Annotated in this window: 12 protein-coding genes and 1 riboswitch; of the genes, 3 read left to right on the plus strand and 9 right to left on the minus strand. The window is 73.1% G+C overall.

Annotation, left to right across the window (positions count from 1 at the left end; genetic code table 11):
- Window positions 1–113: 113 nt before the first annotated feature.
- Window positions 114–1,031: a S1C family serine protease gene (locus ACSQ2D_RS00860; RefSeq protein ID WP_435984129.1), complete on the minus strand. Its 918-nt coding sequence runs from the start codon at window positions 1,029–1,031 to the stop codon at window positions 114–116.
- Window positions 1,032–1,136: 105 nt separating this feature from the next.
- Between ACSQ2D_RS00860 and ACSQ2D_RS00865 the strand changes: the two genes are divergently transcribed.
- Window positions 1,137–2,033 (plus strand): CHAD domain-containing protein, encoded by an 897-nt coding sequence (locus ACSQ2D_RS00865; RefSeq protein ID WP_435984130.1) that lies wholly within the window; start codon window positions 1,137–1,139, stop codon window positions 2,031–2,033.
- A 41-nt stretch (window positions 2,034–2,074) separates the two neighbouring features.
- On the opposite strand, the gene ACSQ2D_RS00870 is transcribed toward ACSQ2D_RS00865, so the two are convergent.
- The 5 genes from ACSQ2D_RS00870 to ACSQ2D_RS00890 all read right to left on the minus strand — a co-directional run bounded on the left by ACSQ2D_RS00870 (window position 2,075) and on the right by ACSQ2D_RS00890 (window position 6,160).
- Window positions 2,075–3,574, minus strand: a complete 1,500-nt coding sequence (locus ACSQ2D_RS00870) for a sulfatase family protein (protein WP_435984131.1) — start codon at window positions 3,572–3,574, stop codon at window positions 2,075–2,077.
- Complete coding sequence (locus ACSQ2D_RS00875) at window positions 3,571–4,257, minus strand: DinB family protein (protein WP_435984132.1); 687 nt, start codon at window positions 4,255–4,257, stop codon at window positions 3,571–3,573. The genes ACSQ2D_RS00870 and ACSQ2D_RS00875 overlap by 4 nt, the downstream gene beginning before the upstream one ends.
- 83 nt (window positions 4,258–4,340) lie before the next feature.
- Entirely contained in the window at window positions 4,341–5,168 is an 828-nt protein-coding gene (gene yidC, locus ACSQ2D_RS00880; protein WP_435984133.1) for a membrane protein insertase YidC, read from the minus strand.
- 82 nt (window positions 5,169–5,250) lie between these two features.
- The gene (locus ACSQ2D_RS00885) at window positions 5,251–5,574 is read right to left on the minus strand and encodes a hypothetical protein (RefSeq protein ID WP_435984134.1); all 324 of its coding nucleotides are present in this window, start codon (window positions 5,572–5,574) and stop codon (window positions 5,251–5,253) included.
- 64 nt (window positions 5,575–5,638) lie between these two features.
- Window positions 5,639–6,160: an AAA family ATPase gene (locus ACSQ2D_RS00890; RefSeq protein WP_435984135.1), complete on the minus strand. Its 522-nt coding sequence runs from the start codon at window positions 6,158–6,160 to the stop codon at window positions 5,639–5,641.
- A 219-nt stretch (window positions 6,161–6,379) separates the two neighbouring features.
- On the opposite strand from ACSQ2D_RS00890, the gene ACSQ2D_RS00895 reads away from it, so the two are divergent.
- Complete coding sequence (locus ACSQ2D_RS00895; protein ID WP_435984136.1) at window positions 6,380–7,282, plus strand: potassium channel family protein; 903 nt, start codon at window positions 6,380–6,382, stop codon at window positions 7,280–7,282.
- Window positions 7,283–7,285: 3 nt separating this feature from the next.
- On the opposite strand, the gene ACSQ2D_RS00900 is transcribed toward ACSQ2D_RS00895, so the two are convergent.
- Window positions 7,286–8,284, minus strand: a complete 999-nt coding sequence (locus ACSQ2D_RS00900) for a DUF389 domain-containing protein (protein WP_435984137.1) — start codon at window positions 8,282–8,284, stop codon at window positions 7,286–7,288.
- 77 nt (window positions 8,285–8,361) lie between these two features.
- Here ACSQ2D_RS00900 and ACSQ2D_RS00905 point away from each other — a divergent pair, with 77 nt between their 5' ends.
- The gene (locus ACSQ2D_RS00905) at window positions 8,362–8,937 is read left to right on the plus strand and encodes an N-acetyltransferase family protein (RefSeq protein ID WP_435984138.1); all 576 of its coding nucleotides are present in this window, start codon (window positions 8,362–8,364) and stop codon (window positions 8,935–8,937) included.
- 98 nt (window positions 8,938–9,035) lie between these two features.
- Here ACSQ2D_RS00905 and ACSQ2D_RS00910 read toward each other — a convergent pair whose 3' ends face one another.
- Window positions 9,036–10,106, minus strand: a complete 1,071-nt coding sequence (locus ACSQ2D_RS00910; RefSeq protein ID WP_435984139.1) for an alkene reductase — start codon at window positions 10,104–10,106, stop codon at window positions 9,036–9,038.
- Window positions 10,107–10,401: 295 nt separating this feature from the next.
- Window positions 10,402–11,280 carry a CHAP domain-containing protein gene (locus ACSQ2D_RS00915; RefSeq protein ID WP_435984140.1) on the minus strand — a complete coding sequence of 293 codons (879 nt, stop codon included), beginning with the start codon at window positions 11,278–11,280 and terminating at the stop codon, window positions 10,402–10,404.
- Window positions 11,281–11,284: 4 nt separating this feature from the next.
- Window positions 11,285–11,473, minus strand: a riboswitch (cyclic di-AMP (ydaO/yuaA leader).
- Window positions 11,474–11,613: the final 140 nt, after the last annotated feature.

Below are 11,613 nucleotides of genomic sequence, written 5' to 3' on the forward strand. Positions count from 1 at the left end.
GTCTCACGCCTGCTCGTTCACGCCTGCTGTTTCACGACTGCTGGTTCACGCTGCCGGGCCACGCTCGTCGACGGCGTATGCCGTGTGCTCGCCTCCGCGCGGGGGGCCCCGTCTCAGCGGGGCGGGCTGCCCGCGGCCCCTCCCGCCGTCGCGATCGGCACCGCGAAGCCGATGCCGACGAAGAGGCTCTGGTCGGTCGGGTTGGCCAGCCCCGTGACGATGCCGACGACCTGCCCGGCCTTGTTGAGCAGCGGCCCACCCGAGTTGCCCGGGTTGACCGCCGCGTCGATCTGGATGAGGTGCTCGAGCTTGCGGTCGCCCTCGACGCGGACCGTCCGGTCGAGCGCCGACACGACGCCTGCCGACAGCGAGTCGGTGAGGCCGAGCGGGTGGCCGACGGCGAAGACCGGTGCCCCGACCGCCACGCCTCCGCCGAGCACGGCCGGCACGACGGTCTCGGGGAGCGTCGACGGGGTGAGCGTCGCGATGTCGCTCTCCGGCTTCTCGCTCGCGATCTTGGCCGGAGAGGTCGTGCCGTCGGCGAAGGTGACGGTGATGTCGGTCGACCCGTCGACGACGTGCAGTGCCGTCAGCACCGTGCCGTCCTCGTTGACGACGACCCCCGCGCCACTGCCCTCCTGCTGCTGCCCCGCCACGGTGTCGCGGGTCTGGATGAGCACGAGGGACGGGGCGATCGCCGCGTGCGCGACCGACCCGTCGGCGGGCGCGGCAGCGTCCGCCTCGGCCTGCTTCTCGATGCCGCGCTGGACGCTCGTGTCGACGTCGCGCTGGGTGAGGACGGGCGGGCCGGGCGGGCGCGTCACGGCATACGCGATGACGAGCGCGACGATGACGACGAGGGCGACGAGGCCCCACCACGCGCGGCGCGGCACCCGGCCCAGCCGGTCGCGGAGCCGCTGCCACCGGCTCGGTGGGGGAGGCTCGGGCTCCGGGTCGGGCGCACCGAGGAGCAGCCTGGCGCCTGGGGCGACGGCGGTGTCGATCGCGGGAGGAGCGGTGACCCGTGCCACCTTTTCGACTGTACGTTTCCTGAGACCGGAGCGGCAGGGGCTGTCGAGTCTTCACAGGATCGCCGGAACCGAGGACGGCCGCGTCCACGGCGGGTATAGAGAGGTATGCCGTCCGCCGCGTCCCTGCTGAGCGAGCACCTCCGCGAGCAGCGGGAGGCCCTCGCGACCGCCGAGGCCGCCGTGCGCGCGGGCGAGCCCGAGGGGGTCCACGACCTCCGCGTCGCGATGCGCAGGATCCGGAGCGCCCTCGCGAGCTTCCACGCGCTCGTCGACCCGGCCGTCACCGAGCCGCTCCGCGACGAGCTGCGCTGGGCGGCCGGTCGCCTCGGGGAGGCCCGCGACGCCGAGGTCGTCCAGGACCTCGTCGACACGCTCCTGGACGACATCGGCCCCGCAGGACTCACGGGGCTCGACGAGGCCGTGATCGGACTGCGCGCCCGGCTGCACCTCGACGCCACCGCCGCGAGCGAGGTCATCGACGAGACCCTGGGGTCGACCCGGTATGCCGCTGCGATCGGGTTGCTCGACAGCGTCGTGGCGCACCCGCCCTTCACCGAGGACGCCGAGCAGGGCGCGAAGAAGCTCGTGCGCGCCGTGCTGCGCAAGGAGGGCAAGCGGGTGCGCGAGCGGGCTGACCTCGCCGACGACGCCCTCGCCACGGGCGACCCGGAGCTGCGGTCCGCCTGCCTCCACGACGTGCGCAAGGCCGCCAAGCGGCTGCGCTACGCCGCCGAGGCCGTCGCGCCGGTGACCGGATCGAAGGTCCGCCGGGTGGCCGAGCGCGCCGCCGACGTGCAGGGACTCCTCGGCGACCACCACGACGCCGTCGTCACGCGGGCGACCCTGCGGCACCTGGCCATCGACGAGGACGCAGGAGTGGCGGCCGCCTTCCTGCTCGGCCACCTCGACGCCGACGAGCAGCGCGCCGCCGACCGTCTCGAACGCCGCGGCGGCAAGGCCCTGCGCCGCCTCGACCGCGCCATCGACGAAGCCATCGCCTGAGCCGTCACCTAGGACACGCCTAGGACACCCCTAGGACACCCCTAGGGCTCCCCGCCGGCCTCGGTGACCAGACGGGGCACGGGCTGGTCGGGGTGCGGCTCGTCGCCGACCGCTCTCTGGGCCAGCCACATCCGGGCCTCCAGCTCGTCGCGCACCGCCGCGTAGGCGGGGTCGTCGGCCACGTTGACGAGCTCCTCGGGGTCGGCCTCGAGGTCGTAGAGCTCCCACTCCTGGGCGTAGCGGCGGTCCGAGCAGCCCGGCAGCCCGAGGCCGTCGTTGTAGAAGAAGATCAGCGTGTAGCGGTGCGTGCGGTAGCCGTAGTGCGCGCCGACCTGGTGGCTGCGGTCGTCGTGCATCCAGTAGCGGTAGTAGAAGCCCTCGGTCTCGCGCTCCCGGTCACGCTGCGCCGCAGCCGGATCCGTCAGGTCGCCCCAGAACGACCGCCCCTGCATCCGCTCCGGCACGTCGACCCCGGCCGCGTCGAGGAGGGTCGCCGCGATGTCGACGTTCGTGACGATCCGGTCGAGCGCCTGGCCGGCCGCGACGGCGCGCGGGTAGGACAGGACGAACGGCATCCGGATCGACTCCTCGTACATGAAGCGCTTGTCGAACCAGCCGTGGTCGCCGAGGAAGAAGCCCTGGTCGGAGGAGTAGATGACGATCGTGTCGTCGAGCTCGCCCCGGTCGGCGAGCCACGACGTCAGCCGTCCGACGTTGTCGTCGACGGACGCGACGCACGCGAGGTAGTCCTCCATGTAGCGCTGGTACTTCCACAGCGCCTCCTCGTCGGCCGAGAGCCCCGGCGGCACCGGCTGCTTGAGGTCCTCCTCGGTGAGGTGGTCGGCGATCCGCATCGCCGCCCGGCGCGCCGTGTCGGACCGGCCGGCGAGGTCGTCGGTGAACGTCGCCGGCACCGGGATCGGCGTGCCCCCGGCGAGCCCGCCCTCCGCATACATCCCCGCGTGCGCGGCGTCGGGCTCCCACGGCCGGTGCGGCGCCTTGTGCCACACGAGCACGCACCAGGGGTCATCACCACCGGAGTGGTCGAGCGACTCGACCCAGTCGATGGCGAGGTCGGTGATGAGGTCGGTCGCGTAGCCCGGCTCGACGCGCAGCCCGTCGGGGGAGAGGAAGCGTGGGTCGTGGTACTCGCCCTGGTCGATGAGGGCGTCCCACCGGTCGAAGCCCTGGGGGTCGTGGACGACGCCGCCGGTCGATCCCTGCCCCATGTGCCACTTGCCGACGAACGCCGTGCGGTAGCCGGCCTCGCGCAGCGCCGTGACGAAGGTCGGCTGCGACGCGTCGACGAACGTGTCGAGCGTCGTGACGCCGTTGACGTGGCTGTAGGTGCCGGTGAGGATCGAGGCCCCGCTCGGCGCGCACAGCGAGTTCGTCGCGAAGAGGTTGTCCAGGCGTACGCCGGCGGCCGCGACGGCGTCGATGTGCGGCGTGCGGTTGACGACCGAGCCGTAGGTGCCGATGGCGTGCGCGGCGTGGTCGTCGCTCAGCAGGAAGACGATGTTGGGCCGGCGCTCACTCACGATCCCTCCCTGTCGCCCGCTCCCTCGCCGGCTCCCGCGTCGGTGGGCACCGAGCGGTGCGCGTCGGCCGCGGCCTGGATACCCGCGACGTAGCCGGTCCACCAGGCGTCGTCGCCCATGTGGTCGTGGTCGCGACCGCCGCGTCCGTCGATCGACTCGCGCAGGATGTCGGCGTGCCCGGCGTGCTGCGACACCTCCGCCACGCACCGGACGAGCAGCGACCCGAGCGTCGTCGCGCGCCGCTCCTCCGGCCACCACGCGACGCTCGCCGGCGCATCGAGCCCGAGCTCGCGCACGACGGCGTCGCAGTGCGTCGCCGCCCGCTCGTAGAGTCCGACGAGACCGGCGCGGGACTCCTCGGCCGTCGCCCACATGTCGGCCGAGTCCCAGATCGAGCCGTCCTCGACCCACGGCAGGCGCTCGCCCGCGGGCCGCCCGACGGAGTCGCCGAGGTAGGCGAGCTGCACGCCGGCCACGTGCTTGACGAGCCCGAGCAGGTTGGTGCCGCTCGGCGTCAGCGGCCGCCGCACGTCGTAGTCGTCGAGCCCGTCGAGCGCGCGCAGCAGCCCGTCGCGTCCCTCCTGCAGGTAGCGCAGGAGGTCGTCGACGAGGTGCGGCCCGCCCACCCGCGTCGACTCGCTCGTCCCACTCACGTGGCTGGTCCCGCTCGGCGTGGCGCTCACGCCGACCACGCAAGACGCCACCCCCGACCGCGGCGAGGCATGAAGCCTCCGCCACCGAGGACGTATGCCGCGTCGTCCCGTCGTCAGGAGGCCGCGCCCTCCAGCACCGCCGCGTCACGCCGCCTCGCCGCCGGCGAGCCGGGCGTCGGGGCGAAGCGCCAGATGATCCCCTGCTGCGCGAAGGTCCACGCGTTGTTGAGGAACCAGTAGGCGATGAGCCCCGCGGGCACGAAGACCGCCGCCGCGAGCACGCCGACCGCCCCGAGCCACGGCAGGAGCCGCTGCACCGTCGCCATCCCCTCGGGAAGGTCGGTCAGGTCGGTCATGGGCAGCACGAACCAGCGCTGGGCGAGGAGGCTGAGCAGGGCGGCCCCGAGCGCGACCGCGACGAGGACGATCCCGGCCGCCGGGTTCGACCCCAGCGTCGTGCCGAGGTGGCTCGTCAGGTGCAGCCCGGCGAGCGAGGCCGCCGACGCCGAGGCGACGAGGCCGGCGTCGAGCGCGCCGACCGAGTGCCCGGCCGTGAGGTCGGAGACGACGCGGTAGAGCGCGTAGAAGAGCGGTAGCTGGAGCAGCGCCGGCGCGAGGCTCCACCCCGAGACGCCGTGCTCGGTGTGGATCGCCTTCTGCTCGGCGCGCATCGCGGTCAGCTGCTCGAGGTCACGGCTGCCGGCATACCTCTGGCGGAGCTCGCGCAGCTGGGGCGCGGCGTGGGCGCGGGCGTGCGACGAGCGCACCCCGTGGATCGTCACCGGCAGCAGCACCGTGCGGACGGCGACGACGAGCAGCAGGACGGCGAGCAGCCACGCGCCCGCGGACCCGGGGCTGAGGCCGAGTGCGCCGGCGACGTCGTGGGTGGCCGCGAGCACCGCGGCGACGGCATGGGTGAAGGGGGACAGCAGGTCAGGCACGGTTGAGCTCCTCGGCTCGGGCCCGCGGAGGGGCCGGGATGGGTGGGCAGTGGCCCGGACGTCGCAGGTGCGACGAACGGGGTCAGTGCCGACCCGGAGCCCGAGGACGCTGGGGGCAGCGCGGTGCGTCGAGGGCGCACCAGTACGCCGTCGACGCGGGTACGGCACCCGGCACCCCGGAGGGGTGGATGGGCACCGGCACCGGCCGTGCCGGGCGCACGGCGGTCGTCGCGAGCACGACCGTGAGGACGCCGACGGTGGCTGCGGTGAGGAGCACCTGTCCGGCGCCGACACCCGTGACGGTGCCGAGGAGGACGACGACCGTCGCGGCGAGGCTCGCGACGAGGGCGGCGAGGGCGGGGAGGGCGGCCGCGTCGGTGGACGCGCGGTGGCGCAGGACGCTCATGCCGTCTCCTCTCGTGACCGGGCTGCTCGGCAGCCCCGGGTCGTCGACCCACCTCGAGCGTACGTCACCCTGCTGGCGGGTCCCGCTCCCACCGGGAGGCGACGGCCCTCGCCTGCCCGTCGCGGTCGAGGGCGCTCACGTCGAGCTCGTGGTCTGCCGCCGGCGCGGAGAGGGCGTCGGCCTCGTGCAGCGCGACGAACTCGTCGTCCGTCAGCCACACCGGCCGCGTCGACGCGCGCCGCCATGCCTCCTCGAGCGGCACGGTCAGGCGCACGACGACGCAGCCCGGCAGCAGCTCACGGTAGAGCGCGAGGGTGTCCGGCGTGAGCACGTCGGCGACGACGACGTCGATGCCGGCCGCGACGAACTGTCCGGCCAGCGAGCAGGCGTTGCGCACCCCGAGCCGCTGCTGCCGCCGGCCCTCCTCGCCGTCCCACGGCGCGACCCCGCCCGAGACGACGAGCTGACGCACGTCGTCGACGTCGACCACCGCACACCGGTCGAGCGCCTCCGCGACCGCGCGCGCCGTCGTGGACTTGCCCACCGCGGGAGGTCCGGTGAGCACGAGGACGGGACGCGGCGGCATACGACCCATGCTGGCGCATGCCGGCCGGCGAGGGTCGTCCCGTTGCCAGAGTGGTTCGACACGTCCGCGATGACGCCCGAGGAGACCGCCGAGCAGGTGCTCGCCCACGCGTACGCCCTCGGTCGGCGTGGTCTCCGACGACCTGCGGGCGCGGGCGGCCCCGCCGCCCTATCCTCGGGTTGCGGGGAGCATGTCCCCGCGACCCTCGAGGAGGGCGGCATGGCCGAGACCAGCAGCGGGCACGAGGGTGGCGCGGGTGCGTCGCCGACGCCCGTGCGGTCGAGTCGCGAGGCCCGCCAGGCTCGCCGGGAGCGGCTCATCCGCGCCCCGCTGCTCGACCGCTTCGGGCTCGTCCTCGTCCTCGTGCTCATCACGATCGCCGTGCAGGGCCTCATCGACGTGCGCGGCTCGCTCCTCGCGCAGCTCTTCGCGCACGCCATCAGCGGGCTCGCCCTCATCGCGGCGGTCCGTGCCTCGGGAAGCCGGCGTCGCTGGCGCCGCGCGGTCGACGTCCTCGTCGTCGTCGTCGTCCTCATCAGTCTCGCGGCCCTGTGGTGGCGTCGCGCCGACGGGTCGTCCGCCGTGCCGCCCGAGACGACGTGGCTGCTCGCCGCGGCCCTGACGCCGGTGCTCATCGCCCGCCGGGTCCTGCAGCACACCGTCGTGACGATCCAGACGATCATGGGCTCGGTCGCGGCCTACCTGCAGCTGGCCGTGGCCTATGCGTTCCTCTTCCAGACCATCGACGCCTACACCCCGACCCCCTTCTTCGGCGAGGACGTGTCGACGACGACGTACATGTACTTCAGCCTCGTCACCATCTCGACGGTCGGCTTCGGGGACGTCGCGGCCGTGGCCGACCTCGGCCGGATGGCCGCGGCGAGCGAGGCCGTCGTCGGGCAGGTCTACCTCGTCACCTTCGTCGCGCTCATCGTGTCCCGCTTCGCGGCGGGTATGCCGCGTGCCTCGGCGGGCGCCCCGGTGACCTCGCGGTCGGGACCTGTCCCACGGACGCTCTTCGAGGCGCTCGACTCGTCCCGGTCGCACCAGCCGCCGCCGGACCCCGACCCGGACGAGGACGAGGACGAGGACGAGGAGGACGGGGCGCCCGACCGGGCCTGAGCGTCAGCTCGTGGTGCCGAGGTCGATGCTCTCCCCGACCGACCGCTCCAGCACGACGGGAATGCCGGTCGGCAGGCTGCCGCTCAGCTCGCGCATGAGCGTCGCGGTCGGGGGGAGGGCGTCGGGCGCCTTGACCTGGATGACGAGGCTGAAGCCCTGGTTGGTGACGTCGAGGATCTCGGCCCCGGGTGTCGACGCGAGCCACGTCCGGGTGCTCGCGCGACCGATCTCGACGAGCTGCGTGACGGCGATGCCGATGACGGTGTTGAGGACGACCGGCACGAGCACGAGCAGGACGAGCACCCCGAAGGTGACGCGCACCTTCCGACGCGGGCCACCGCCTGCCTCGCGGATCGACGCCGTGTAGCCGAGCGTCGTGAAGACGAGGCTGCCGGCGAAGACGAGGGCCAGGAAGTTGGAGAGGAAGAGCACGAGCGCGCCGAACGCGAGGCTCGGGTTGCCCTCGGCGAGACAGATGCCCACGACGCAGAGCGGCGGCACGAGCGAGATCGAGATGGCGACGCCGGGCAGGATCGCGGCGACGTCACGACGGGCCAGGGCGATGGCGCCGGCGAACCCGGTCGCGAGCGCCCCGAGCAGGTCGACGAGGCGCGGGCTCGTGCGCCCGGCCACCTGCGAGTTGGAGAGCAGGTCGTAGGGGCTCGGCAGCATGAGGGAGAAGAGTGCGCCGACCGCGACGACCATGACCCCGCCGAGCACGACGAACTTCACGCCGCCGGTGCGCTCGCGCTTCACGAGGGCGAGCGCCGTCCCCATGATCGGCGTCGAGAGCGGGGCGATGATCATGGCGCCGATGACGGTCGCCGTCGAGTCGGCGATGACCCCGGCGCTCGCGATGCACGCCGCGAGGAAAAGCATCGTCCAGAAGGCCGACCGCTTGGAGAGGGTGTCGCCCTCGTTCAGGTCGAGGTCCGAGGTGAGCTCCTCGAAGGTCCGGCGCTGGTTCTCGGGGAGGACACGGGCCCGGATCGCAGTCAGCATGGCGCCAGTGTGGCCGAGCGGTGGCGGGCCGGGGAGCGGTTCACGCGGCCGACACACCGGCGCCCTAGCATCGCGGCATGTCCGACCTGCGCGAACCGCTCGAACCGCCCACCCCGACTCGCGTGCGTGACGCCGGGCCCGACGACGCAGCCGCGTGCGCCGCGATCTACGCGCCCTACGTCACCGGGACGACGGTCACCTTCGAGACCGAGCCGCCCGACGTCGCCGAGATGGAGCGCCGGATCGCCAAGGCGCAGGCGCGGCACGCGTTCCTCGTGCTCGAGGAGGCGGGCGAGGTCGTCGGCTACGCGTATGCCGGTCCGTTCAAGGAGCGCGCGGCGTACCGGTGGTCGTGCGAGGTGTCGGTCTACCTCGCGGCCGGCCGCCGCGGTCGCGGCGGCGGGCGCCGGCTCTACGAGGCGCTGCTCGAGCGGCTCACGGCCCGCGGCTACCGGATGGCCGCCGCGGGGATGACCCAGCCCAACGAGGCGAGCGGCCGGCTGCACGCGGCGATGGGCTTCGAGCCGGTCGGCACGTACCGCGACATCGGCTGGAAGTTCGGCTCCTCGCACGACGTCACGTGGGTCCAGCGCCCCCTCGGCGACCCGCTCCCGTCGGCGCAGGAGGGTCAGGACCCACCCGACCCCACCTGACCTCGCGCAACCCCACGTCGAGTGGTCGTTTCGGTGCGTGCGGGAGTGACCACTCGAGGGGGTGTGGTGCTCGAGTGGTCACTCCCGTACGGGGATCCTCAGGGGAGGGCGGGGTAGTCCGTGTAGCCCTCGGCGCCGCCACCGTAGAAGGTGTCGGAGTTCGGCTCGTTGAGCTCGGCACCCTCGCGCCAGCGGCGGACGAGGTCGGGGTTCGCGAGGAACTCGCGCCCGACGGCCACGAGGTCGCCGAGGTCGCGCTCGAGGATGTCCTCGACGTCGGCCAGCTCGGTCACCTTGCCGAAGCCGGTGTTGAGGATGACCGGGCCGTCGAAGCGCTTGCGCAGGTCGCGGACGAGGTCGGACTCCGGGTCGCCGAGGATGCTGAGGTAGGCGAGCCCGAGCGGGGCGATGCCCTCGACGAGCGACTCGTAGGTCGCGGCGGTCTCGGCCTCGTCCTTCTCGAGGACGCCCTGGATGTTGTGCGAGGGCGAGATGCGGATGCCGACGCGGTCGGCGCCGATCGCCTCGGCGACGGCCTTGGTGATCTCGACCGTGAGGCGGGCGCGGTTCTCGGGCGAGCCGCCGTAGGCGTCGGTGCGCTCGTTGCTCGACGGGGCGAGGAACTGGTGCGGCAGGTAGCCGTTCGCGGCGTGGACCTCGACACCGTCGAGCCCGGCCGCGACGGCCTGGCGCGCGGCGTGGGCGAACTCCGCCACGAGCGCGGGGATCTCCTCGGTCGTCAGGGCCCGCGGGACGGCATACGCCTGCTGACCCTTCGGGGTCACGATCTCGCCGGGCGCGGCGATGGCGCTCGGTGCCACGCTCTCGAGCCCGCCCTTGTTGTCGGGGTGGGCGATGCGGCCGGCATGCATGAGCTGGACGACGACGTGGCCGCCACCCGCGTGGACGGCGTCGGCGACGAGGCGCCAGCCGGCGACCTGCTCGTCCGAGTGGATGCCGGGGGTGTCCAGGTAGCCCTGGCCGACGGCGCTCGGCTGGGTGCCCTCGGTGATGATGAGGCCGGCGCTCGCGCGCTGGCCGTAGTACTCGGCGTTGAGCTCGGTCGGCGCCTGGCCCTCGCCCGCGCGGTTGCGCGTCAGCGGTGCCATGACGAAGCGCTGGGGGAGGTCCCAGCGGCCGATGCGGATGCTCTCGAAGGCCGTCGACACAGGCCTGCTCCTCACGTCTAGGGGACTGTCGGTGGGTTGGTGGCGTCCACCGACGATCGGTGGAGCCTTCAACTACCTAGGCGACAAGGAGGTCGGGCGGTCGATCATTCCCGGGTGTCCAGGGTTGGGGGTGTGGCCGATCCCACGCGGGCGTCGGGTGCCCGGCCGGGCCGGTGCGGGTATGCCGCGTCGTCCCGGGCATGCCGAAGGGGAGGATGCACAGGCATCCTCCCCTTCGTACGCGCTCAGGTCGCGGAGAACTCCGCGGTGTTCGTCGTGACGACGACCCGGTGGGTCACGGCGCGTAGATGTACTTCATGCCGGGACCGTCGGTCAGCGTGCGCGTGTTGTAGTTGTACGCACCGGCGAGGGCGTTCATCTCGATGATCGTCACCTCGTTGCCGTTGACCGCGGTCACCCAGGCGACGTGGCCGACGCTCGAGGAGCCGTGGACGCCGGGCTCCATGACGAGGATGGAGCGCGTGCGCGGCGTGCCGCTCACGGTGTAGCCCGCGTTGGCGGCGCCGGTGTCCCAGACCATCGCGTTGCCGGTCCAGCCGCCGGGGTAGTAGCCCTCGGACTGGTACCACTTGTTGAGGGCGCCCCACGTGCACTGGCCGTCGGTGGCCCAGTTGGACGAGGCGCGCATGCCGGACGAGGCGCTCGGGACGGAGCCGTTGCTGCTCGACTTCGACGAGGAGGTGCTCGTGGTCAGCGTCTTGCGGGTCAGGTCACGCGAGGCGCGCTGGGCAGCGGCCTTGCGCTCGGCGGCGGCCTTGGCGGCAGCGCGCTCGGTCTTGACCTTGACGTCCTCGATGACCTGCGGCTTGGCCGGCTTGGCCGTGCGCTGGGCGACGGCCTTCTGCACGGCCGGCGCGTAGCCGATCTTCGAGAGCGCGGTCGACGCGACCGGGGCGGCAGCCGTGGACGGGCCGACAGCGGCCGGGGCCGCGGCGTCGACGCCGGCAGCAGCCGCGACCTCACCCTGGGCGGGCGAGAGGGTGTCAGCGCTGGCCGGGTTGGCGAAGGTGGCGACGAGCCCACCGGTGGCGGCGACGACGGCGCCCGCCTTCATGGCCGGCTGGGCCGACTCGCGGGCGAGGAGCTTGAGCTCGTTGAGGGGGTTGTGGCGGCCTGGCGCACGATGGCGGCCGCGGATGTTCTCAGTGTTCACGCGTGTTACCTCTCCGCGCCTACGAAGTTAGCTGTCGGGTTCGGGCGGAAAGGTGCCCGGGCCACCCCCGCTTCGTGACGAGGTCACGGGCGGTTCGGTCTTCACCCCAAGGACGTCCGAAGTCGTTGCGCCGGACGCCCGGAGAAACGTGTGGTTCCTCCGCTCCTGTCACAAGGTTTGATCTCTCTCGTCAGGCAGTGACAGGACTAGGCGGTCCACCTCACGAGAGTCCGACCAGGTGGCCGGACTCCCGGAAGACTAGACGAGGCGACTGGCAAATGTCACGCCACGGTAACGACGACGCGCGGCGATCGCCCTTGAATGTCCGGTGTG

The organism is Terrabacter sp. LjRoot27, assembly GCF_964254175.1.
Lineage (GTDB): Bacteria > Actinomycetota > Actinomycetes > Actinomycetales > Dermatophilaceae > Terrabacter.